We start from the raw sequence: 22,559 nt of genomic DNA, 5'->3' as shown, positions 1-22,559 counted from the left end.
ACCGTTCGATTGTCGGCGGGTTAACGATGGAGTGGATGTTAGAAACCGCAGTAGCCGAGCGTCATATCCCAAACAGGATATGCCAGCGCGAACACGTTGGTTTGACCCGCAAAGACACACAGGAACAGCGGACAAAGCGGTCTATTTAAACGTCTGGAGTCAGGAATATCAGGCCCGGCGCACGCAAGGTTTGATCGGCCTGCACAGAGTCGGCATTTGGAACGCCGGCCGCGTCCCGGGTGGTATGACTTCAGCCGATGGAAAACGCCGACAGTGCCGTCATGGTGCTGCTGATCTTGCTGACCAGCTCCGCCTGACGGTTCACGCCCAGCTTGAGGAAAATGCTTTTCAGCTGAATCCGTACCGTCCCCACCGACACCTGGTAACGATCAGCGTGATCCTGCAGTGTCAGACCATTACACAGCGAAGCGGCCAGCCGCGACTCCGCCGGAGTCAGGCCAAAGGTAGTGCGAATGGTGTCGATGCTGGCACCGCCACGACGTGGCAAACCGCTGAGGTTCAGCAACAGTACCGGCCGCTGGGCCGCTGTTGGCAAGCGACAGGCCATTAAATAGAGCGGATTTCCCGGATCGCCGTCGAGGCGGGTATAAAACCGTTGTTGCTGCTGGCACTGACTGGCCTGAGTCAGGGTTTGCAGAAGGCGCTGCTGGTCTTGCGGTTGCCGACAGCGTAAGCGGCCATGTTGCAGCTGCAGGGTATCGAGCAGTTCCAGGCCATCACGGGCGCTCTGGTTCATCCATTCCAGCCGCCCGTCCGGTAATACCAGCAAGGTCGCCGTGGCGGTCGTATCCAGCGCCGACGTCATGTTCTGTTGTTGTTGCTGTAACTCGATCACCTGCTGTTGTAACTGTACCGTCTGACGCAGATGCGGGGCGATACGCGTCAGCAGTTGCCCGGCACCGACTTCAAACTCATCGTTGTTAGTCAGGCGTCGGTGCATGATCAGACTGAGATACTGGTCGGTGCCCAGGTCCATGGTGACGCTCAGCGAACGCCCAAGGCCGATCAGCGCCAGCCGTTGCCGCAACTGCTGGAATTCCCCTGGCTCGGCCGGGCTGCTGTCTGGCTCCTGAAACACCAGCAGCGCCGGAATCCCTGCCAGGTAACGGGCGTCCAGACGTGGATTATCGGCGTTGTTCACCACCTGATCATGCCACTCGGCCATTTCGGTGGATTCACTGTCACGGACCGTCCAGACCTCGTTGAGGCGGTCGTTATGGCGCTGAAACAGCTGCACCGCCACATTACCAACGCTGAATTCCTGTTTGATCTGATCCAGTACGGAAGGCCACTGCTGCGGCTGTTGGACAGCGCCATAAAGGTCGCTTAACAAGGATTCAACAAACACTGGACACCTCTTTTTCAGCGGTCTGAACGGCCATCAGAATCGACCGTCTCTGCCAGCCAGGGTCAGATTAACCAGGGGCCGATCAGCGTTGAGAGCATGCTGTGGAGATGCTGATGCAGGGTTTCCCTGTCATCAAAGCCACCACTGACGTACTCCTGAAACTCATGGGCACTGATGCAATAAATAATGTCGGAGATCTTTTCCAGCGGACATTCTGCTTGCAGGCTGCCGCTGTCTATCAGCCGTTGCATCGCCACAATCATCTGCTGGCTATAAAAAGAACGCTCAGACTGCAGACCTTCAACGCGCTCCTTATCTGTCTTTAATAACAGCGACGCGGCCAGAATTTCCCGCCACATCGCCTTGTCGACGGTTTCCCCGGGCGGGTGCAGGGCTACCAGAATAATCTCCAGCATAAACGCCACCGCATCACTGATGTCGCCCTGGGTCGCCTGTTCAACCGCTGCGACCGAACGCTGCTGTTCATCTTCCAGCAGGCCCAGCAACACCGACTGCTTGGATTCGAAATAATTATAGAAGGTCGCAATCGATACGCCGGCCTGCTTGCGCAGACGGGTAATGGTTGCGGCCTCGTAACCCTCTTCCGAGATCAATTGCCGGGCCGCCGCCAGAATATTGCGGCGAATTGCCAGCGCATTGGCTTCGCGTTTTCCCATCTTGGCCGTTTTCCCACCAGCTTTGTCAGCTTTGGCCGCACTACCTTGCGTTGCCGTCATATTTTGTCCCGCTTTGCCGCCTTGTTAGCTAAAACAGAATGTGTTCTACTTTTTAAAACAGAACGCGTTCTACTTTAAATACTAATAGATTCAAGAAGATTATCAAATGACTCCAGATATCGAAAAACGTCTGACCGCCGCTGACGATTCCAATCGTTTCGAAATCGAGCTGGCATTTCGTCTCTATGTAGAAATTGGCGCGGAAGAAATTATTGGTAAAACCCACGACGGTTTCCGTCGTAATTATCCGATTACCGGTGGCACTTTTATTGGCCCGGATGGCATGCGCGGACGAGTGATTGGCAGTGGTGCCGATATTTCGCTGGAACGCCACGATGGTGTCACCGAGCTGGATGCGGTCTATCGCATTGAGACCGATGACGGCGTCGTGATCGTCATTGATAACAAGGGTATCTGGCGCAAGGCCGAAGCGCAGGACCATTCCGCTGATGGTCATTACCTGCGCACCGTACCGCGCTTCAAGGCGCCACAAGGCAAGTACGAGTGGCTGAATAAAAGTGTTTTCGTCGGCATGGTCGATGACTTCAGCGACAACGCCCTGATTGTTTCCATGTACCGTCTGTTTGGTGCCTGATTCGGCTAACGGACTTATTTAATCGACACCGGTCAAGGCCGGAGAGAGGCTCACATGAACACATTGAAAAGCGCGATTCTGGCAACGTCTCTGGTAACAGGTCTGACGGTCACAACAGCTGCTGCCATGGCTGCAGACGAAGCCCTGCATCTGTACACCTGGGCAGGTATTTTCGATAGCAAGGTTCTGGCTGACTTCACTGCCCGTACCGGCTTCAAGGTGCAGGAAGACAACTACGATTCCGATGAAATGCTGGAAACCAAGTTGTTGGCCGGTGCCCAGGGCTACGATATTGCCATCCCCACCGCAGTGCCGTTCCTGCAGCGGGAAATCAAGGTTGGAGCCATGCAGAAGTATGACCCGGCCCAGGTTCCCAATATGAAAAACCTCGACCCGGACGTAAAAGAACTGCTGAAAGTGGCCGACCCAACGCTGCAATACGCCGCGATTGCTGCCTGGGGCACAACCGGCATGGGCCTGAACAAGGCCATGATTGCCAAACAATTCGGCAACACGGAAGCCCCGCTCAACAGCTGGGATCTGTTCTTCAAGCCAGAATATGCCAGCAAGCTGTCGGGGTGTGGCTTCTATATGGTCGATTCCGCCACCGACGTCGTGCCGGTGGTGGCAAATTATCTGGGGCTGAACCCGCAGAAACTCGACAAGAAAACCGTCGACACTGTGATGGCCGAGCTCGACAAGATTCGTCCGTACGTTTATCTCGACACCGGCAAGTACGGCCCGGAACTGGCGAATGGTTCAATCTGTGCGGCGCTGGGTTGGTCTGGTGACGTGATTCGCGCCCAAATGAATGCCAACGAAGCCAACAATGGCGTCCAGCTTTCCTATGTGATCCCGCAAGAAGGCTCAATGGCCTGGCTGACCGCCATTGCCATTCCGGCCGGAGCCAAAAACCCGGCAGCTGCGAATGCCTTTATGAACTATCTGCTGGAGCCTGAAGTGGCCGGTTATATGTCGATGCAAACCGGCTTTCCGACGCCGGTTCTGGGAGCACGGGATTATTTGCCGGAAGCCATGGCCAATGACGAAGCCCTGTTCCCATCGAAGCAGACCATGGCCAAGTTGTTCTCCGGCTCTGCCCAGACCGACCGCGACAGCCGTTATCTGAATCGTAAATGGGCGCAATTCCGCAGCGCCCAATAACCACCGTCGCAACTCATTAATAACCGGGGCACGGCCCCGGAACACAGAAATATCCAGGCCAGATCAGGAGGCAGGCTGTCTTCATGTCTGCCGCCTGCATATCTCTTCAGTAACGAGGTATACATGACAGCTTTTAACTATTCCGACATCGTCCAGACCACTTCCGGTCCGGTCGTTGGTCGCCGTATCGAAGCACTCGATTTGTCGGCCTGGTTGGGTATCCCCTACGCCCAGCCACCGGTTGGCAATCTGCGCTTCAAGCCGACTGTGCCGGTCAAGCCGTGGATTGAAGTGCGCGAGGCCCTGAAGTTCAGCCCGCCATCCATGCAGGTATGCTTCCCGGACATGGATGTCAGCGACTTTGTTGACCAGCCACAGCAACCAGCGCTTGGCTGTATCGGTTCTGAAGACAGCCTGACCCTGAATGTCTGGCGTCCGAATGCAGCGAGCCAGCACAAACGTCCGCTGTTTATCTGGATACACGGTGGCGCCAACCATCTGGAAGGCAGCCGCAGCCGTATGTACAACGGTGAAATGCTGGCCAGCAAGGGCGACCTGGTATTCGCTTCGCTGAACTACCGTCTGGGGCCACTGGGCTTTATGGACGTCAGTGAACTGGGTGGCGTCGAATACGCCGGTTCTTCCTGCAATGGTCTGCGCGACCAGCTGACAGCGGTTGAGTGGATTCTGGATAACGCAGAAGCCTTCGGTGCGGATCCGGACAACGTCACCCTGGCAGGTGAATCCGCTGGCGGTATGGACATCAGCTGGCTGCTTGCCAGTGGCCGCCTGAAGGGTCGGATCAAACGCGCCATCATTATGAGTAACGTCAAGGGACCTTGCGGTTTTGGCGAGAATACCGATGGTATGTCGCGCCATGACAAGCGTTTCTCCCAGCGCATTGCCCGCCAGCTGCTGCAACGTCTGGACTACGAAAACTTCGAGGCCTTGCGCAGTGCACCAGCCGATGAGCTGTTCCAGCGACTGGCAACCCGTTCTGCAGACAGTGATCTGATCTTCGACCTTGATGGTCTGTTCTATCCCTGCGTGGATGACAGCTTTGCCAGCGAAGAGCCATTCCGGGCCATTCGCTCCGGCCAGCTGGACGGCCTGGATGTGATGATTGGTTACACCAATTACGAAGCCGGTTTGTGGCTGATGATGGAACCCGCCATGCTGGACTGGCCAGCCCAGAAGATGGCCGACCGTTTCGGCAATCTCGGTGAACAGGTCAAGGCCGACATCGTTGAGGCCTATCGCCAGTTCCACCCGCAGCTGGATGAAGGCCAACTCGGCATGACCATCATGAGCGACTGTGGCTTTGTATTCCCGCAAATCTGGTTCGCCGAAGAACTGGTGAAGCGTGGCAACAAGGTCTGGATGTACCGTTTCGACTGGCCGGTGAACGACACTCTCAAGGCCATGCATTCAGCCGAACTGCCGTTCTTCTTTGGCCGTCCCAACGATGAAGCGGCGGGCGATGTGATTGGCAAACCAGCCAGTCATGCGATTGCTGCCGAACGCTTGCAGTTGTCCCACGAGTTCTGTCAGCGGGTTATCAGCTTTGCCCGTCAGGGTTTGCCCAAGCCCAATGCACTGACTTCCGGGCATCTGTGGCCAACCTATGATCTCGACCAGCGGCCGATGCTGCGGCTGGATCTGCAACCGGAAATTATCCATGACCCCGACGCCAACAAGCGTCAGTGGTGGACTTCACGGGTATATAGCCCGGTGATGAATCCGGCAGAAGAATAGGTCAGTCGAGTACTGGTTATTATGACCAGATATTCATAGCCCGGATAAAACCCCGGTTGTTAAGCGGATATTTTTCAGACAAGACCCGAATTACAAACAAGATTAAAAAGGCAAGCCGGTCCCCAGTGACCGTTTTTATACCAGGCAATACAGGCTGAATAAGCAGCCAATCAACAGGTGTTTGTTAATGGCAATCGATAAGCTGCCAGGCATTGCTGCAGCTGCCATTAGCAAACCCGATATATAACGCCAAATATCTATTATGATAAGGCAGAGTGGAGATATATCATGAAAGACCTGAATAAAATAATGATTGCAGTATCCCTGGCCACCCTGGCAAGCCAAACGCTGGCGGCCCAGACAGAAGAAAGCCAGCCACCACAGGACGCTCCGCCAATGGCTGGCCTGCCGCCAGAAGGCTTGCTGATTGCCGGTGTCTCCGTCACCAGCAACTATATGATTGGTGGTGTCACCATCAGTGGTAACCAGTCATCTGTCCAGCCTTTCATCGAATACGACACACCATTCGGGCTGTACGTTGGCGCCTGGGGCGCCAGTGGTATTGTCGACGTCGATAACAACAAGTGGGAGTACGACTACTTCCTCGGTTACCGTACCCAGCTGCTCGACAAACTCCACGTCGATGCCAGCTACTGGCTCTATAACTACGATAAAACCGCCTACTTCGGCGAAGCGGGTTTCCTGAATCTGGATTACGACCTGACTGACAAACTCAGCGTTGGTCTGGGTGTGAAGCATGACACCTTCTTCGACAACCAGATCTTCACAGCCCGCTTCAACTACAACATCAACCACCAATGGCGTATTTCCGGCAAGGAAGAAGCGGTTAACCAGCGCAGTACCATGGAAGTTGCCGGTTACGGTGAAGTGGAACTGCAATCCGGCAAGGAGCTGAACTGGGATCTTGGTGTCACCCACCAGTTCGACCGTACCTGGTCTGTGGATATGCGCATGTATGACTCCAACTTTGTCGACCCGAATACCGGTGATACCGGCAGCCGCTTTGTATTAACCCTCAATGCCTATACGGATTTACTGCATTAACTGGAAAAAGGCCTTTATCCGATAAAGGCCAAACGATTTCTTCATCAGAGTTCTTCGTGCTTTGGGGTCTTCGGGCCCCCTTTTTTAAATTCACGAAACACCGATAATCGTTTATAAATATCAGCCGGATATACCCCAATGGGTATTTATAAAATGACTGGAATATCGTTTTATAGGCAATAGCAAGATAACCACTCCCGGTTGGTCTGGCCCATTGGCTGCCCACCTGGCAGAGCCTGCAGGTAAAGCCTGTTACCGCTGGACGGTTATAAAAATACACACATGATCGAATCTATATCAGGTAATCAGCCATACTGATCTGCCTGTGTACGAACATCAGCAACAAATGGTGAGGGCCTCCGAATGTTGGCTTTATCAGAAGTGCCCGGAACCGGGGTTGTGACACCCGCTTCCCACAAAAAAGAACTGGCGACACCCCTGGTGGAAATTCGCTCGGTATCCAAACACTACGGTGATTTCACCGCCATTGGTGATCTCTCGCTGCAAATCCATCGCGGTGAGTTTTTTGCCCTGCTGGGGCCATCCGGCTGTGGCAAGAGCACCCTGCTGCGGATGCTGGCCGGTTTTGAAACACCAAGCTCCGGTGAAATTCTCCTTAACGGTCAGGATATGGTGCCCATTGCGCCCGAGAAACGGCCAGTCAACATGATGTTCCAGTCGTACGCGCTGTTCCCGCACCTGTCACTGGCCGACAACATCGCCTTTGGCCTCAAACGTATGAAGCTGCCAAAGGACGAAATCGCCAGCCGCGTCGATGAAATGCTCAATCTGGTACAGATGACTGCCTTTGCCAAACGCAAGCCACATCAGGTTTCCGGTGGTCAGCGTCAACGTATTGCCTTGGCCCGGTCGCTGGCCCGCCGTCCCCAGATGCTGCTGCTCGACGAACCGATGGGCGCGCTCGATAAAAAGCTGCGCCGAGAGACCCAGCTGGAGCTGATGGATATTCAGCATCGTCTTGGAACCACCTTTGTGATCGTTACCCACGATCAGGAAGAAGCCATGACCGTCGCCAGCCGTATCGCCATCATGGACCACGGCAAACTGGTGCAGGTGGCTACACCGCTGGAAACCTATGAAAATCCCAGCTGCCGTTACGCCGCTGAGTTTGTTGGTGACACCAATATTTTTGAAGGCCGGATCAGCCCCGATAGCAGTACTGCCAGCACTTCCGCGACGGATAAAACCGCGTCAGACAACAGCCCGGATAACCACTGGAGCTTTGAGCTGACAGGTACTGACCGCAAGGACGCCGGGCAAAGATTGATGGCCAGCGCGCAGCCAGGTATCGACAGCAGCAGTGTCCGCTTCCTCAATATCCGCCCCGAGAAAATGGCCGTCAGCAGTGACCGCATCGACGATGGTTCCAACTATCTGCGCGGCGTTGTCGATGAAGTCGCCTATCTGGGCAATCTGTCGACCTACTATGTCAACGTCGGCCTGCCACAACGATTGATGGTGCAGATGACCAACAGCCAGCGCCTTGGCAAGGAACGTTTTGTCGAGGGTGATTCTGTGTGGGTGTCCTGGTATCCCCAGGATGGCCAGTTGCTGGCGCGCTAGGCGAGGAACATCATCATGTCTGCACAACGTCGCTGGATGCTGATTGGCGTCCCCTACAGCTGGCTGCTGCTATTTTTCCTGATTCCGTTTGTGATTGTGATGGGGATTTCCCTGTCCGATCCCGCGATTGCCATTCCACCCTACGCCCCAGTACTGGATGTACAGCAAGGGCTGGCAGGTATCTGGCAATATTTCAGCCAGCTGGATTTTGAAAACTTCCAGATGGTGCTGGAAGACGAGGTCTACTTCACCTCGTATCTCAACAGTTTGAAAATGTCGTTCGTGACGACCTTGCTGTGCCTGCTGCTGGGGTACCCGATTGCCTATGCCATTGCGTCAGCGCCGGGCAGCTGGAAGCCAAACCTGATTATGGCCATCAACCTGACCTTCTGGTGCTCCTTCCTGATTCGCATCTATGCCTGGATTGTCTTGCTCAGCAACCAGGGCGTGATTAACCAGATCCTGCTGGCGCTGGGCGTTATTGATACCCCAATCCGCATTCTCAACACCGATTTCGCAACCTACCTGGGGCTGGTGTACGCCTATCTGCCGCTGATGATCTTCCCGATCTACGCCACGTTAGAGAAGCTCGACAACAGTGTTTACGAAGCCTCGCGCGATCTTGGCTGCAGCCATATTGGCTCCTTTGTGAGAGTCACCCTGCCACTCAGCCGCCCCGGCATTCTGGCCGGTTGCTTCCTGGTCTTTGTGCCAGTGACCGGCGAATACATAGTGCCAAGCCTGCTAGGTAACTCCTCCACGCCAGTTATCGGACGGGTGTTATGGAATGAGTTTTTCTCCAACGGCGACTGGCCACTGGCAGCGTCCATTTCAGTTTTGCTGATGCTGGTACTGGTGGTGCCCATTGTGTTGTACCAGTTCTTCCAGAACCGTAACGCGGAGTCCTGATATGAATCGTAATCTGACCTGGTTTGGCATTACCGCGCTGACCTTCGGGCTGGCCTTTATGTACCTGCCGATTCTGGTACTGGTGATCTACAGCTTTAATGATTCCGAGATGGTGACCCTGTGGTCGCATCCGTCACTGCGCTGGTATCAGGCGCTGTTCAACAACGGCACCTATTGGGGCCCGGCCTGGACCACCTTGCGGATTGCGCTGGTGTCGTCGGTGCTGGCAACCATTCTGGGCATCATGATCAGCCTGGTGGTGACCCGCATGCGTAAATTCCGCGGCCGCTCGCTGTTTATCGGCATGACGATTGCGCCACTGGTATTGCCGGAGGTGATTACCGGCCTGGCGCTGTTGCTGCTGTTTATTGCCATGGGGGTGGAGCGCGGTTTCCTTACCGTGATTATTGCCCACACTACCTTTTCGATGTGCTTTGTCTCTGTGATTGTGACGGCCCGCATGGCCGAGTTTGATATTGCGACGGAAGAAGCTGCCCGTGATCTCGGTTGCGGCCCGGTAATGGCGTTTTTTCACGCCACCCTGCCAGCGATTCTGCCAGCGGTAATTTCGGCCTTTTTGCTGGCCTTTGCACTGTCGCTCGACAATCTGGTGGTCACCACGTTCACAACCGGGCCGGGTATCACTACCCTGCCAATGCGGGTGTTCTCGGAAATTCGAACAGGTGTTAAACCCGAGATCAACGCACTGTCGACCTTGCTGATTGTACTGGTAACGGCCGTTGCAGTGACCAGTTCGCTGATGACCAAACGCGCAGCCAAACGGCAACAACAGTTGCTGGCTGCCACCGCCTGATCACAAGTTCAGGCAAAAGCCCGGGCAAGGCCCTTGTAAAGGACAAGCAACAAGCATGACTCAACCGAGTGTTCAGCGCGAATTCTGGCGCTACACCCTACCGTCGATCGGCGCGCTGATGGTCAATGGCCTCAACGAACTGGTCGACGCTGCCTTTGTTGGCAGCCACGTCGGCTATCAGGGGCTGGCCGCCATCACCCTGTCATGGCCGATCATCTGTGCAGTGATCGGCGTTGGCCTGATGATCGGCGCTGCCGGTGGCAGCCTGATGTCGATTCATCGTGGTGCTGGCGAGCACGATCAGGCACAGCGGATTCTCAACCGCAGCGTTGGTCTCTGTTTGCTGTTGGGGCCAGTGTGCGCGCTGATCGTGATGCTGGCGGATGGCCCCTTGCTGCAACTGCAAGGCAGCGCCGGTGAAACCGCCCGGCTGGCACAGCTCTATTCCGGTGTATTTGCGGCAGGCTGTGTGATCAATCTGGTCGCCATTGCGCTGCCAATGATGGTGCGTAACGACGGCAGCCCAATGGTTTCTACGCTGATCATGGCCAGCAGTGCCCTGGTGAATCTGATCGGTGACTGGCTGCTGGTGAGCTGGCTCGACCAAGGGGTCGCCGGTGCCGCGCTGGCCAGTATCGTTGCCAAAGCCGCAGCACTGGCTGGCGGCTTGTTGTATTTCTGTCGCTACAGCCCACAACTGCGCTTACGCCGGGCGGAAATGCTGCCTGATCTGGCTTTTGCCAAACGCGTCGTCGGGCTCGGTGCCTCGACCTTTATCATGTATATCTATGCCGGAGTCGATATCAGTATCCACAACGCTCTGCTGATGCGTCTGGGGACGCCGCTGGATGTGGCGGCACTGGCCATCGCCGGTTATTTGATGATGCTGTTTTATTTTCTCTCGGAAGGCGTCGCCAATGGCATGCAGCCACTGGTCAGCTTTCATCATGGCCGTGGCAACCCGCAACGGGTGCACACCACCATCACGTTGGCGATTCAGGTGATTCTGGTCGCCGGGCTGAGCTGGACAGCGCTGGTGTATCTGGCGCCGGAATGGCTGATCAGTTTGTTCTCGAACGACAACCCGCAATTAACCGAAGTCGCCCGCAACGGCATGTATCTGCATTTGTACGCCATGACCATCGACGGCTTGCTGGTGCTGTCTGCCGTGTATTTTCAGGCGCTTGATCAGGGCCGCCGCTCGCTGTTTGTCTCGGTGGGGAATATCGCCATCCAGATTCCGTTTTTCCTGATACTGCCCTGGTGGCTGGGAATTGATGGCGTCTGGCTGGTACTGCCGACCTCAACCACGGTGTTGTTTCTGATTCTGTTGCCTATGTTCTGGAAACAATGGCAGCAAGATCGTTGTGCCTTGAGGGTGTAGTAACCGGGAGCAACAGGGCTATCGGCAGGGTGCCAATAGCCGCAGACATATTGCACCTGAACGAGGTATTCCTCGTTGGAACACAGGAACCAGAAAACAGCGAATCAATCCGTCGCCGCTTCCTCATAATCGGCACTCTCAATATCCCGTTTGGCCTTGACCGGATTCGCCATCCAGGTCATGACCACATCGCCGTCACCGCGGCCGGAGATGGTCAGCGTGCCGAATCCCAGAATCCGCCCCCAGATGCCCTGGTTGATCTCGATCGCTTCAATCGCGCCCAGCTTCATCTCATCCGTCTTGCGGGAAATAATGCCGCTCTTGCGAATCACCCGCTTGTTGGTGACGCCCTGTTCGGTGAATTTCCAGCTCAGCCAGTAGTACAGCGCTACCGGAATCCACACCACCGTCAGACACAGGATCAGGTGTAGCACCAGAAAGAATTTGATCACCCAGTGATGTTCAAAAACCCGGTAGATTTTTTCGCCTTTGGAGAGCGAATTTTCGATATAGGACACCCGTTAGCTCCTTGTGGTACGCATTGTCATGTTGTCACCGCTGACAATAATTCAGCCAGAAAAGGACAACGCTGACCATCGGAAATTCCACCCCGTCCGATCAATCCTGAATGCGCAATCTGACATTTATATACAAATAGCTGGCCGACAAAGTTACCTTTTGATCTGGCTAAAAAATAATTTATCTACACCGGGGTATTGTGTCTTTCAAAAACCAGTTCCACCACCCAAATTACACGTAAAATTCAGAAAAAATCCCTGCTGAAATTTAACTATGGTAGCGAAATCCTTTTAACCATCGCGTTAAACGGATTATTAAAAGATCAAAATTAAAAAAGCACGGGATTACACATGGAATTATTTAACCAATGGGTCGGCGCCATAAATGGCGTGGTGTGGGGACCCATGATGCTGGTACTCATCCTTGGCGTCGGTCTGTTCCTGCAGATCGGCCTCAAATTGATGCCTATACGAAAATTAGGCACCGGCTTCAGCCTGATGTGGAGTGGCCGCCAGACAGCCGAATCCGACAAATCCGAAGGCGATATTTCCCCCTTTCAGGCCCTGATGACCGCCATGTCGGCCACGGTCGGTACCGGTAACATCGCCGGTGTGGCAACCGCCGTTTTTCTGGGTGGCCCTGGTGCCTTGTTCTGGATGTGGTGTACTGCGCTGGTCGGCATGGCAACGAAATACGCGGAAGCTGTGCTGGCGGTGAAATACCGTGAAGTCGATGCCGACGGCAACCACGTTGGCGGCCCCATGTACTACATCAAAAACGGCCTCGGCAAGAACTGGGCATGGATGGGCGCGGCTTTCGCCATTTTTGGCACCATCGCCGGGTTTGGTATCGGCAATACCGTACAATCCAACTCGGTCGCTTCCGTACTCGAAAGCACCTTTGCGGTCCCCTCCTGGATTACTGGCCTGGTACTGATGGTGTTAACCGGCGCAGTCTTGCTGGGCGGTATCAAACGGATCGGCTCCGTTGCTGGAGCCCTGGTACCTTTGATGGCAGTGGGTTATCTGGTGATTGGCCTGATCGTACTGGCCATCAATGCCGCTGAGATTCCCCATGCGCTGAGCCTGATCATCAAATATGCCTTCACTGAATCTGCCGCTGAAGGTGGCTTTGCCGGCGCAGCAGTTTGGGCAGCCATTCGTTTTGGTGTCGCACGCGGGGTATTTTCCAACGAAGCCGGTCTGGGTTCAGCACCCATCGCCCACGCCGCTTCACAAACCAAAGACCCGATTCGTCAGGGCCTGATCGCCATGCTGGGTACCTTTATCGACACCATCGTGATCTGCTCCATCACCGGTCTGGTGATCATCACCTCCGGTGCCTGGACTTCTGGTGCTTCCGGTGCCGACCTGACTTCCGCTGCCTTTGCCGCTGCCTTGCCCGGCGTGGGTAACTATCTGGTGGCCGTCGCACTGGCGATTTTTGCCTTCACCACCATTCTGGGCTGGAGCCTCTACGGCGAACGTTGTGCCGAATACCTGTTCGGCGTGAAAGTGATCCTGCCATTTCGCATCCTCTGGATTCTGGCAGTACCACTGGGCACCGTCGTCAGCCTCGACACCGTCTGGCTGTTGGCCGATACCCTGAATGCCATGATGGCAATTCCAAACCTGATCGCACTGGCGCTGCTCAGCCCGGTCGTTTTCAAATTGACTCGTGAGTACTTCATCAAGTCACAGGGATGATGACATTCACCTGATTGAAGCAGGCCAGCTGCGCGGATGGCAGTGCAGTTGGTCTGGTACTTTCTGCCTCGCATTGCAGGCAAAGCAGTTACAGCCCCAGCCAGCGTTTCCAAACCGGCTTGGGAGTATTTTGAGCAGCATTCGTCTGTGACACAGAATCAAACTGCCGCTGTAATTCACCTATCGCTTCGATGGCGATCATTCCTTGCAGACGACGTGCCGCATCCAGGTGCTCGCCACAGAAATATTCCAGCCCTCCTGGATGAGACAAATCAGAAACCTCGCTGGCTTTAAAATCTGCAAACGCAAGCCAGTCACCGTCCTGAGAAGATTTTGGTGCTTTACCACAAACCGTACATATCACTGGTTTCATAATAATCACGAGTGTAGAAATCAGAGCCGAATCGAATCCCAAATTATACATTGCTAAAAGCACCGGTCGAATTCAGATTCAAGTCCATTACATACCAAATTCCATGCACATATCATGAAGCATTGACATGTGCAGCCCAAAATTGTTAAAACTCAGTGTTCTGCCTATCAAAAAGAAGAGCCAAATCAGGGCATCAAATAAACCTTTTACTTATTTTCCACCTGACTTAATGAGATAAAATGGACTTACAATCAGAATATCAAAAGGATTCACAACATATAAAAAAACTGATACTGACAATACTGATAATGTGCTTTATTTCTCCTTTAAGCCATGCAAAGGAAAAGCTGAATTTAGCAGTAGACGATAGTCAGGTTTATCAGGATAAAAGTTACCCAGGCTGTGATTGGGACCATTGTCTAAAAAAAGCCAAGAAGATCGAGAAAAATTATTTAAAAAAACGCATTCTGAAAGAATTTAATGGCGATAAATCATTTACTATTAATGAAATTGATCCTGATAAAATCAAAAATGGACTAAAAATAACTATTTCATTAAGTATGACCGCATCTGGTCGAGGCTACGCAGAGTTCACCACCGGTTTAATCACAATGGGAACAGCCCCGTTAAAGCAAAAAGGAACATTTAAAATAACATACGAAATATATAAAGGTGGAATCATCGCAGAATCCAGAAGCAAGGAATTTACAGAAAATAGAAATATATCAGTATTGCTTGACATCCAAGAGTACAAAAAGAAAGCTGCAGGTAGAATTTATAAGTCCGGAAAGGCATTTTGGAAAGATTTCAAGAAGAAATAATCCAATCAGGAGTGTTTAAAATGCGTACAAAAATATTTGCGTTCTCAAGCAGCATAATATTTATCATAAGCTTCATATACTTCAACCACGTATTAACATCTATTTATGAACCTGGCGTAAAAGTCAGTTATTATTCAGTGATCCCATATACAATAACACATGTATTTTTATCAGCATTACTGGCACTTGGCATATGGTTATTTAAAAAAAGAGACTACATAAATTACTTTTATAAATCACTGTCAGGATTTTTTCTTGCCGGTGTTATTCTAAACCTGATAGCCGTTTATCTGATGTTCTGGTCAAAAAACCACTAAAATAATCAAAAAACCGCCATTTGAGCGGGTTCGATCAGATCAATAGTGACAACCTCTCTACCTAGCCAACCCAAACCTGTTTGGCGTTGGTAAATTCGCGAATTCCCTGTGGCCCCAGTTCGCGGCCGTAGCCGGATTGTTTGATACCGCCGGATGGCAGCCGTGGGTCGGTTTTGACCATACCATTGATGGCAACCTGCCCCGCCTGCAGATTCAGAATAGCCTGCCGCTTGTTACGCGGTGTACGGGTCCAGATGCTGGCAGCAAGGCCATAGCGAGTCTGGTTGGCGACGGCTAACGCTTGCTCGAATGTATCCACACAGGTGACGGCCAATACCGGCCCGAAGGTTTCTTCGTCAAAAGCAGGCATGCCTGGCTGTACGTCTACCAGCAGGGTTGGCGGGTAATAAAAACCCGGCCGCGCCAAAGGTTCTCCACCCAGCAGGCATTTGGCGCCCGCAGCAATCGATGCGGTGACCTGATGCTGCAGGGTGTTGAGTAACTCCTGACGGGCGATCGGGCCGATATCCGAGTCCTGCAGCAGCGGATCGCCGACCTGTAGTTTGGCCATACGCTGTTTTAGCAGCTCGATCACCTGTTGATAGACTGGCGCTTCTACCAGCACGCGTTTGACCGCCAGGCCAGACTGACCGCTGTTTTTCATGCGCGACTGCAGTGCCATATCGACCGCCTGTTCGAGGTCGCCATCGGCCATCACAATACAGGCGTCAGAACCCGACAGTTGCAGTACTGTTCGTTTGATTGCCGAAGCCGCCACGGCTGCCAGCTGAGCGCCAACCGGGCTGGAGCCAGCGAACGACAAACCCTGAATCGCCGGATGGCGAATGGCTGCTGCAACCTCGCTATCGGCAATCGGCAAGTTGACGACGATGCGGGCATCCGGCACTTTCATGCGGCCACACACCTGTTGAATGAGTTCGACGATCAGGTTGGCAGTGCCCTGTACCTGAGCCGCGTGTTTGAGCACACAGGTGTTACCGGCCATCAGGGTTGGTGCCAGGAAGCGGAATGCCTGCCAGACCGGTTCGCTGGCATCAACAACACCCAGCACCGGGCCGATCGGCTGATAGGTAACATAGTGGTCGCGGGGGCTCTCGGAGCCGCTATCAGGGCTGGTATCAACATGTTCACTGCCCAGATAAACCGCCGCCTGATTGGCAAAGTACTCCACGCATTCGATCGCCTGGGCAACTTCACGCCGCCCTTGCCGTATCGGTTTGCCCATTTCCAGCGCCATCAGTTCGGCCAGCTCCTGAGTCTGGTCGCGCAGCTTTTCGGCCACCGCCATCATCACCTTGCTGCGCAGGTTCATGCGTGCCAGATTCCAGCCTGGCCAGGCATCTGCCGCCTGATTGATACGGTCGTTCAGTTCTTCAGCTTGCAGAGCCGGGTATTGTTCCAGCACCAGTCCGGTGGCCGGGTTAGTGGATGTCAGCATAGTTCCCCCTGCATAGTTTCCCCTGCATCGTTCCTCTCGTCGCAGACCCACCGGCCCACTATTGAGTATGACTTTGCGGAACAGGCAGCGACGGCAACCAGACCGCGATACCGGCATCAGACGCCTGTTTCCTTTATGAAGGGCCTTGTACAGGGATTCTCCCGCTGCGCCAAGTTCTCTGGCCATATCCGGTCACTGGCGCTGAACAGTCTGACGCCTCAGTGGGCTTCGTAAACGGCGTAAAACTTCTGCACCTGGCCAACAGTTTCCCAGCTACCGCTGAAACCGGCGGGAATCACAAAGGCCTGACCGGCAGTCACTTCCTCAACCGCGCCACCATCGGAGCGAATAATCGCCCGGCCTTTAACGATGTAGCAAAACTCGTCTTCGGTGTATTGCACCCGCCACTGGCCAGAGTCCGACGACCACACACCACAGTGGAAATTGTTGTCTCTATTGGTGAACAGGTTCAGCAGCAGTTCTTTAGGGTCGCCAGACAAAACCCGCTCGGGCTTGATCGGGCTGTTTGGCATGCGGCAGGAAGGGGTAATACGTTGCAGGGTTTTCATAAGGATCCTTGAAAGCAGTCTCTGTAGCACCCGGATAAACCGAGTAATTGTTCGAATTATACCGACAGCAAGGGCTCCATAAGCTACCTCCACGGGGATACTTTACTCTTGTTGAAATGCGGATCATGACAATTGCCCGACTACGACCGCCTTCCAACGAGAACCCCCAAATCACCCCACAACCGCCCGAAATCTATCCGCAAACCACCTGGTAACAAGATCAAAAAACTTGGCTTTAAATGTAACCAGAGAGTAACAGAATGGTTTCCATGTTTTGTCAAAAACTGGCTATAGGCCTTTATCTATAAGGGTTTTCCAGATTCCCATGGTGATTACAAATGCTGGCCAGATGTTTTCCAGATAATTATTGATCAGTTTTTCTCAGCATTAGCGTGAAAAAGCATCGCTTTTTCAAAAGTCTGGCCGGAACTACTATGCACTTATCGAAAGACAACACGCACAGACAACAACCCTTGAGGTAGACGCTATGAACAACGCTTATGTAGTAGACGTAGAAAAAGCCATCGAAGACGCCAAAGCCGCTCGTACTGCCCTGCTGGCTGACATCTGTTCTTCCCTGGTTGCCAAAACCAAAGTATCCCTGAAGAAAGCTGAAAAAATGGTTGCTGCTCACTAAGCAGAGCTGAGCAAACCAATACCCGCCAGGTGAACGGCCGACTGTAAGGACCCAAACCAATTTCGGTTAACCAGATTCCTTACTGTCAGGCACAACCTGGGGCGCAAGTCCGCTGATTTATCCCCGCACGACCTCTGAACATATCCCTCTGCAAGACCGACTGAAACCGAATATTTCCTTATCTGGCTCCCTCTATACCCATCGCTAAACCTGCTGCGAACGGCATTGAAAATACATGCCTGGACAACGACCGTTGAAAACATCACAGCAGCTGTCGGGACATGTCCCGACCCTACGCACCGGTGCTTCACACAAGATGGCCACGCTCATCGCCAAGCCGGGTAATCGCTGGCCACGGCACAACGCACTATCTCCACCACAACTGAAATTCCACTGCGGACATTCTGGCGGAAACAGGCCAGCAGACTCCGTGACTGGTCAATTGGGAATGGCTGAAATCCCGTCTGCTAGGGCTATCAAGAATCCTCGCAGCCGGAGACCACCATGCAGCCACTACGCAACCTGCTTACCGCCAGCCTCTTGAGCCTGTCCGCCGCGACCAGCTTTGCCGCCAGCCTGGAGTTTTCCAACGAATATAACGACCAGTCGATTCACGCCCAGGGCGATGCCTATTTCATCGAACAGGTGAAAGAACTGAGCAGTGATGACGTCGAAATCACCTTGCACACCAGTGGCGCGCTGGGTTTCAAATCCGCTGACCATTTCTATGCGGTGGCCGATAACGCCATTCAGCTGGCGGATACCCTGGCGGGCACCATGGGCGGTATTGATCCGATCTTCCTGCTGTCGTCATTGCCATTTGTGGTGAATAGCGTCGATCAGGCTGAAAAGCTGTATCAGATCGCCCGGCCATACTATGAAAAGGTGTTTGAAGATAACGGCCAGATTTTGCTGTACGCCTCGCCATGGCCTGCCAGCGGTATCTGGTCGAAAGTGCCGGTCAATTCAGTGGCCAGCCTGCAGAACCTGAAAATCCGTACCTACGACAAGAACGGTACCATCACTTTCAAGGAAGCTGGTGCGGCGCCGGTACTGTTGTCGTGGGCGGATGTGATTCCGCAACTGTCGACCGGTGGTATCAGCTCGGTACTGACATCTGCGGAAGCTGGTGCCAATGGCAGCTTCTGGGAGCATTTGAGCAGCTACAGCGAAATCCGTTACGCCATTCCGCTGAATATGGTGCATATGAACCGCGATACCTTCGACGAGCTGTCAGAGGCTGATCAGCAAGCGATTCTGGACGCCGCCAAGCGTACCGACGCCCACAACTGGCAAACCGTACGTAACCGTCTGCAGCAGAACTACGCCGAATTGAGCGAACACAAGGTCAACATCATTACCGAGATTGATCCAGCCATGGCGGCCAAGCTCAAGGCAGCAGCTCAACCTGCGCTGGATGAATGGCTGAAAAGCACTGGGGCTACCGGCGCCAAAATCCTCAAGCAACTGACAGCCGAATAAGCCCATGGCACGCCTGTTTATTTTGCTGGTCAAGCGTATCAATCAGGTCGCCGGTTTCATCGCTGGCGCCCTGATGATTTACATGGCCGGGCATATTCTGCTGGAGATCGTGCTGCGCTTTTTTGATTCCTCGACCTTTGTACTGAACGAGTTTGTTGGTTATGCGGTTGCCACCATGACGTTTTTTGGGCTTGGCTACAGCCTTGAGCGCGCCGGGCTGATCCGGGTCGATATGCTCACCAGTCGCTTGCCCGATGGTGCTGCGGTGTTGGCCGATTTGCTGGTATCAACAACCTGTCTGGTGATGTTCAGCTGGCTCAGCTGGAGCTGGTTGCAGAACGTCGAACGCAGCTTCAAACGCGGTATCAGCAGTGGCTCACTGGCGGATACCCCGATCTGGATTCCGGAAGCCCTGGTGTTGATCGGGCTGGTGATTTTCTGTCTCAGCCTGCTGGCGCGGGTACTCAGTCTGGCGCTCTATCGGCAGCCGCCCCGCTACGTTATCGACGGTCATTCGGGAGTCGAATAATGGATACCCTGACAACCACTCTTGGCCTGGTGGCACTGATTTTTATTGTGCTGGGCTTTGGCACCTGGGTGTTTGCCGGGTTGGTGCTGGTGTCGGTGTTGTCGCTGTTCTGGCTCGGTGATTTCAGTTTTCAGCGCATCAGCGTGACGCTGACGCGGGTGCTGTTCCGGGCCGGAAATTCGTGGGAGTTATCGGCCATTCCATTGTTTATTCTGATGGGCGAACTGATCTTCCGTTCGGATATATCCGAACGCCTGTTCAAGGGGCTGGAGCCCTTTGCCCGCCGTATTCCCGGCGGCATTCTGCATACCAATATTTTTGGCTGTACCTTGTTCGCGGCAGTGAGTGGCTCCAGTTCGGCAACCACCGCTACGGTTGGCAAGATCACCACCCGAGAGTTGCAGCAACGTGGTTATGACCGCCAGCTGTCGATTGGCTCGCTGGCCGGTGCTGGCAGCCTCGGGCTGCTGATTCCGCCGTCAATTGTGATGATTGTTTATGGCGTACAGGCGGAAGTGTCGATCAGTAAACTCTTTATGGCCGGTGTGCTGCCGGGTTTGCTGATCGCTGCGCTCTACTCCGGCTATTTGCTGGTTCAGGCTTTGATTCATCCGCACAAGGCACCCCGTCAATCCCGATCAGAATCCACCAATCAGGTAACCCTGTTGCAAAGTCTCGGCTTGCTGGCACCGGTATTGGGGCTGATTGTGGTGGTGATTGGTTCTATTTACAGCGGCCTGGCCACACCGTCGGAAGCCGCTGCCGTTGGTTTGGGTGCTGCCGTGCTGTTGCTGGCATTTGAACGCCAGCTCAGCTGGCAGCTGTTTATCGACGCCACCCGTTCGGCGCTGGTCAGCAGTGTGATGGTGTGTTCGATTCTGGTGTGTGCCGCATTATTGGCCACTGCCGTCGGTTACCTGCACATTCCCCAGGATATCGCCAAGGTGATTGGCGGCATGGATCTGAATCCGGCTCAGCTGCTGCTGATTCTGGCGCTGTTTTATATTGTGCTGGGGCTGTTTCTGGACGGCATTTCCATCACCGTAATGAGCTTGCCGATCACCATGCCACTGGTGTTGCAGGCCGGTATCGACCCCATCTGGTTCGGCGTGTTTCTGGTGATCATGGTGGAAATTGGCCAGATCACTCCGCCAGTCGGCTTCAACCTGTTTGTATTGCAGGGGCTGACCGGTGAAAAACTCGGCAAGGTGGCGATTGCGGCACTGCCGTTTTTTGCCTTGATGTGTCTGGCAGCGCTATTGATTGCCCTATTCCCAGCCATCGTGCTGTGGCTACCAGGATTATCGGGGTAAGCGTGGATTCCAGAGCAGGTCTGGAATGACGGCTATTCGAATACGCGAAAGACATCAGACAGCCGATAGATGCACCAAAAGCAAACTTGCGGTATTCACAAGCCTGCCGATGCCGCACCAATTCAGTCCGGTGATCGCCCTATAATCATCCAGTGAGTTATATTGTATACACCTGTTTAATCATGCAGTTATGTGTCTATGGCCAGCACGGTCCAATTTCCTACTAAACCAGTCAGATAAATACGACAAATTCCCTGTAAACACAGTTTTTATCACACATTCATCTGATCTGGCTTGCCAGCGGACCCTGCTGGCACGCAAGCTGCTATTTACCACCAGGAAAACTATCTACCTGACAGTCATAGACAGATATTTATCAAAGGCACGCATACATGAATATCTCCTCAGCCGCCAGCCCTGCCGTCAGCCCAGCGACCAACTTCAAGAGCCCTTACCGCAATGCCAACCACGCTTACGTTCGTAATGGCGGACCCACGGCTGAACCTGGCAACCATCGGAAAGTGGCCGTGGTGTTGTTGGAGCACTTTTCGATGTCCGCCTTTTCCGTCGCCGTCGATGTGTTGATCACCACCAATCTGGTGAATCCGGTCAAGCACTATGAAGTGCAGACCTGGGGGGTCGAACGCCCGGAGGTGATGTCTGATTTAGCCTTCAGCCTGCCGACCCAGGGCGTGCTGGCCGACTTGCAGCTGGATCAGGATACGCTGCTGGTAATTTGCGGCGGCTACCGTAACCGGCTGGAGCACCACCCGTTGCTGTCACAAAAACTGCAGCAGGCCGCCATGGTCGGCGCCACTCTGTGTGGCATCTGGAACGGTGCCTATTATCTGGCCGAAGCCGGGGTGATGAGCGACATCGAGATTGCCATTCATCAGGACAACCACGCACTGATGAGCGAACGCTTTCCGACTCAGCCCCTGGCCAGTAAAACCTGGCAGGTTGGTCATCAAAGGCTCAGCTGTGCCGGCCCGAACAGTGTGCTGGATATGATGCTGGCATGGGTCGCCAGCCAGCATGGCCAGCGTTGTGCCGATGCGGTTGAAGAGGTAATCGGCAAGGACCGTGGTCGCACGCCATCCAGCAGTGGCAATCCATTACTCGATGGCTTGCGGGTGCCGGAAATTCTGAAAGAGTCGATCCGGCTGATGCAGAATAATATCGATGAGCCATTGGGCATCGACGAACTGGCAGAGCTGGTTGGCACCTCTCGGCGGCAGCTGGAGCGGCTGTTCAACAACCACACCAGTGCCTCTCCTGCGCGTTATTACATGGAGCTGCGGCTGAATCATGCCCGCCAGCTGCTGCAACAAACCAATCTGCCGATTACTGAAGTGTCTGTTGCCAGCGGCTTTGTCAGCTCCAGCCACTTCAGTCGCAGTTTCCGACGCTTCTTTGGCATCCGGCCAATCGACGCCCGGGTACTGCCATCTCGCTAGC

General features: G+C 53.9%; 21 protein-coding genes. 15 read left to right on the top strand and 6 right to left on the bottom strand.

Annotated features, from left to right (window positions below; genetic code table 11):
• Positions 1 to 250: 250 nt before the first annotated feature.
• Complete coding sequence (locus K6123_RS08535; protein WP_221796565.1) at positions 251 to 1,369, bottom strand: helix-turn-helix transcriptional regulator; 1,119 nt, start codon at positions 1,367 to 1,369, stop codon at positions 251 to 253.
• Between the two features lie 62 nt (positions 1,370 to 1,431).
• The gene (locus tag K6123_RS08530; protein WP_221796562.1) at positions 1,432 to 2,106 is read right to left on the bottom strand and encodes a TetR/AcrR family transcriptional regulator; all 675 of its coding nucleotides are present in this window, start codon (positions 2,104 to 2,106) and stop codon (positions 1,432 to 1,434) included.
• A 106-nt stretch (positions 2,107 to 2,212) separates the two neighbouring features.
• Here K6123_RS08530 and K6123_RS08525 point away from each other — a divergent pair, with 106 nt between their 5' ends.
• The 8 genes from K6123_RS08525 (at position 2,213) to K6123_RS08490 (ending at position 11,376) form a co-directional block, all read left to right on the top strand.
• The gene (locus tag K6123_RS08525; RefSeq protein WP_221796559.1) at positions 2,213 to 2,701 is read left to right on the top strand and encodes a DUF3237 family protein; all 489 of its coding nucleotides are present in this window, start codon (positions 2,213 to 2,215) and stop codon (positions 2,699 to 2,701) included.
• 54 nt (positions 2,702 to 2,755) lie between these two features.
• Complete coding sequence (locus K6123_RS08520; RefSeq protein ID WP_221796557.1) at positions 2,756 to 3,865, top strand: extracellular solute-binding protein; 1,110 nt, start codon at positions 2,756 to 2,758, stop codon at positions 3,863 to 3,865.
• Positions 3,866 to 3,988: 123 nt separating this feature from the next.
• A complete protein-coding gene (locus K6123_RS08515) occupies positions 3,989 to 5,620 on the top strand; it encodes a carboxylesterase/lipase family protein (RefSeq protein ID WP_221796556.1) in 1,632 nt (543 codons plus the stop codon).
• Between the two features lie 288 nt (positions 5,621 to 5,908).
• Positions 5,909 to 6,685, top strand: a complete 777-nt coding sequence (locus K6123_RS08510; protein ID WP_221796553.1) for a TorF family putative porin — start codon at positions 5,909 to 5,911, stop codon at positions 6,683 to 6,685.
• Positions 6,686 to 7,048: 363 nt separating this feature from the next.
• Positions 7,049 to 8,269 (top strand): ABC transporter ATP-binding protein, encoded by a 1,221-nt coding sequence (locus K6123_RS08505; RefSeq protein WP_246624685.1) that lies wholly within the window; start codon positions 7,049 to 7,051, stop codon positions 8,267 to 8,269.
• Positions 8,270 to 8,284: 15 nt separating this feature from the next.
• A complete protein-coding gene (locus K6123_RS08500; protein WP_221796550.1) occupies positions 8,285 to 9,178 on the top strand; it encodes an ABC transporter permease in 894 nt (297 codons plus the stop codon).
• A gap of 1 nt (position 9,179) precedes the next feature.
• Positions 9,180 to 9,992: an ABC transporter permease gene (locus K6123_RS08495; protein ID WP_221796547.1), complete on the top strand. Its 813-nt coding sequence runs from the start codon at positions 9,180 to 9,182 to the stop codon at positions 9,990 to 9,992.
• Positions 9,993 to 10,047: 55 nt separating this feature from the next.
• Positions 10,048 to 11,376, top strand: a complete 1,329-nt coding sequence (locus K6123_RS08490; protein WP_221796544.1) for an MATE family efflux transporter — start codon at positions 10,048 to 10,050, stop codon at positions 11,374 to 11,376.
• Between the two features lie 104 nt (positions 11,377 to 11,480).
• On the opposite strand, the gene K6123_RS08485 is transcribed toward K6123_RS08490, so the two are convergent.
• A complete protein-coding gene (locus tag K6123_RS08485) occupies positions 11,481 to 11,894 on the bottom strand; it encodes a PH domain-containing protein (protein WP_221796542.1) in 414 nt (137 codons plus the stop codon).
• Between the two features lie 351 nt (positions 11,895 to 12,245).
• Between K6123_RS08485 and K6123_RS08480 the strand changes: the two genes are divergently transcribed.
• Entirely contained in the window at positions 12,246 to 13,601 is a 1,356-nt protein-coding gene (locus tag K6123_RS08480) for an alanine/glycine:cation symporter family protein (protein ID WP_221796540.1), read from the top strand.
• 88 nt (positions 13,602 to 13,689) lie between these two features.
• Here the strand turns inward: K6123_RS08480 and K6123_RS08475 are convergent, their stop codons facing one another.
• Positions 13,690 to 14,025: a hypothetical protein gene (locus K6123_RS08475; protein WP_221796538.1), complete on the bottom strand. Its 336-nt coding sequence runs from the start codon at positions 14,023 to 14,025 to the stop codon at positions 13,690 to 13,692.
• A 188-nt stretch (positions 14,026 to 14,213) separates the two neighbouring features.
• Here K6123_RS08475 and K6123_RS08470 point away from each other — a divergent pair, with 188 nt between their 5' ends.
• Positions 14,214 to 14,795 (top strand): hypothetical protein, encoded by a 582-nt coding sequence (locus tag K6123_RS08470; protein WP_221796536.1) that lies wholly within the window; start codon positions 14,214 to 14,216, stop codon positions 14,793 to 14,795.
• Positions 14,796 to 15,173: 378 nt separating this feature from the next.
• Here K6123_RS08470 and K6123_RS08465 read toward each other — a convergent pair whose 3' ends face one another.
• Entirely contained in the window at positions 15,174 to 16,571 is a 1,398-nt protein-coding gene (locus K6123_RS08465; RefSeq protein WP_221796534.1) for an aldehyde dehydrogenase family protein, read from the bottom strand.
• A gap of 218 nt (positions 16,572 to 16,789) precedes the next feature.
• Positions 16,790 to 17,140 carry a cupin domain-containing protein gene (locus tag K6123_RS08460; RefSeq protein ID WP_221796532.1) on the bottom strand — a complete coding sequence of 117 codons (351 nt, stop codon included), beginning with the start codon at positions 17,138 to 17,140 and terminating at the stop codon, positions 16,790 to 16,792.
• A 487-nt stretch (positions 17,141 to 17,627) separates the two neighbouring features.
• Here K6123_RS08460 and K6123_RS08455 point away from each other — a divergent pair, with 487 nt between their 5' ends.
• The 5 genes from K6123_RS08455 to K6123_RS08435 all read left to right on the top strand — a co-directional run bounded on the left by K6123_RS08455 (position 17,628) and on the right by K6123_RS08435 (position 22,558).
• Positions 17,628 to 17,777 carry a hypothetical protein gene (locus K6123_RS08455; protein WP_221796530.1) on the top strand — a complete coding sequence of 50 codons (150 nt, stop codon included), beginning with the start codon at positions 17,628 to 17,630 and terminating at the stop codon, positions 17,775 to 17,777.
• A gap of 504 nt (positions 17,778 to 18,281) precedes the next feature.
• Positions 18,282 to 19,259 (top strand): TRAP transporter substrate-binding protein, encoded by a 978-nt coding sequence (locus K6123_RS08450; RefSeq protein ID WP_221796528.1) that lies wholly within the window; start codon positions 18,282 to 18,284, stop codon positions 19,257 to 19,259.
• A gap of 4 nt (positions 19,260 to 19,263) precedes the next feature.
• On the top strand, positions 19,264 to 19,788 hold the full coding sequence (locus K6123_RS08445; RefSeq protein WP_221796527.1) for a TRAP transporter small permease subunit: 525 nt from the start codon (positions 19,264 to 19,266) through the stop codon (positions 19,786 to 19,788).
• Complete coding sequence (locus K6123_RS08440) at positions 19,788 to 21,101, top strand: TRAP transporter large permease (protein ID WP_221796525.1); 1,314 nt, start codon at positions 19,788 to 19,790, stop codon at positions 21,099 to 21,101. Before K6123_RS08445 ends, K6123_RS08440 begins: the two co-directional genes overlap by 1 nt.
• Before the next feature lie 392 nt (positions 21,102 to 21,493).
• Complete coding sequence (locus tag K6123_RS08435) at positions 21,494 to 22,558, top strand: GlxA family transcriptional regulator (RefSeq protein ID WP_221796523.1); 1,065 nt, start codon at positions 21,494 to 21,496, stop codon at positions 22,556 to 22,558.
• The last annotated feature ends 1 nt before the right edge of the window (position 22,559 follow it).

The sequence above is a fragment of the Oceanobacter mangrovi genome (assembly GCF_019740315.1).
Lineage (GTDB): Bacteria > Pseudomonadota > Gammaproteobacteria > Pseudomonadales > Oceanobacteraceae > Oceanobacter > Oceanobacter mangrovi.
This window is presented reverse-complemented; position numbering and strand designations above follow the sequence as displayed.

What these genes read in the sequence shown, in the direction of transcription:
- K6123_RS08495 (WP_221796547.1), top strand. Translation starts at nt 9,180, where the DNA reads ATGAATCGTAATCTGACCTGGTTTGGCATTACCGCGCTGACCTTCGGG.
- K6123_RS08460 (WP_221796532.1), bottom strand. Translation starts at nt 17,140, where the DNA reads ATGAAAACCCTGCAACGTATTACCCCTTCCTGCCGCATGCCAAACAGC.
- K6123_RS08440 (WP_221796525.1), top strand. Translation starts at nt 19,788, where the DNA reads ATGGATACCCTGACAACCACTCTTGGCCTGGTGGCACTGATTTTTATT.
- K6123_RS08505 (WP_246624685.1), top strand. Translation starts at nt 7,049, where the DNA reads ATGTTGGCTTTATCAGAAGTGCCCGGAACCGGGGTTGTGACACCCGCT.
- K6123_RS08450 (WP_221796528.1), top strand. Translation starts at nt 18,282, where the DNA reads ATGCAGCCACTACGCAACCTGCTTACCGCCAGCCTCTTGAGCCTGTCC.
- K6123_RS08475 (WP_221796538.1), bottom strand. Translation starts at nt 14,025, where the DNA reads ATGTATAATTTGGGATTCGATTCGGCTCTGATTTCTACACTCGTGATT.
- K6123_RS08500 (WP_221796550.1), top strand. Translation starts at nt 8,285, where the DNA reads ATGTCTGCACAACGTCGCTGGATGCTGATTGGCGTCCCCTACAGCTGG.
- K6123_RS08510 (WP_221796553.1), top strand. Translation starts at nt 5,909, where the DNA reads ATGAAAGACCTGAATAAAATAATGATTGCAGTATCCCTGGCCACCCTG.
- K6123_RS08470 (WP_221796536.1), top strand. Translation starts at nt 14,214, where the DNA reads ATGGACTTACAATCAGAATATCAAAAGGATTCACAACATATAAAAAAA.
- K6123_RS08530 (WP_221796562.1), bottom strand. Translation starts at nt 2,106, where the DNA reads ATGACGGCAACGCAAGGTAGTGCGGCCAAAGCTGACAAAGCTGGTGGG.
- K6123_RS08465 (WP_221796534.1), bottom strand. Translation starts at nt 16,571, where the DNA reads ATGCTGACATCCACTAACCCGGCCACCGGACTGGTGCTGGAACAATAC.
- K6123_RS08515 (WP_221796556.1), top strand. Translation starts at nt 3,989, where the DNA reads ATGACAGCTTTTAACTATTCCGACATCGTCCAGACCACTTCCGGTCCG.
- K6123_RS08435 (WP_221796523.1), top strand. Translation starts at nt 21,494, where the DNA reads ATGAATATCTCCTCAGCCGCCAGCCCTGCCGTCAGCCCAGCGACCAAC.
- K6123_RS08480 (WP_221796540.1), top strand. Translation starts at nt 12,246, where the DNA reads ATGGAATTATTTAACCAATGGGTCGGCGCCATAAATGGCGTGGTGTGG.
- K6123_RS08455 (WP_221796530.1), top strand. Translation starts at nt 17,628, where the DNA reads ATGAACAACGCTTATGTAGTAGACGTAGAAAAAGCCATCGAAGACGCC.
- K6123_RS08445 (WP_221796527.1), top strand. Translation starts at nt 19,264, where the DNA reads ATGGCACGCCTGTTTATTTTGCTGGTCAAGCGTATCAATCAGGTCGCC.
- K6123_RS08520 (WP_221796557.1), top strand. Translation starts at nt 2,756, where the DNA reads ATGAACACATTGAAAAGCGCGATTCTGGCAACGTCTCTGGTAACAGGT.
- K6123_RS08490 (WP_221796544.1), top strand. Translation starts at nt 10,048, where the DNA reads ATGACTCAACCGAGTGTTCAGCGCGAATTCTGGCGCTACACCCTACCG.
- K6123_RS08525 (WP_221796559.1), top strand. Translation starts at nt 2,213, where the DNA reads ATGACTCCAGATATCGAAAAACGTCTGACCGCCGCTGACGATTCCAAT.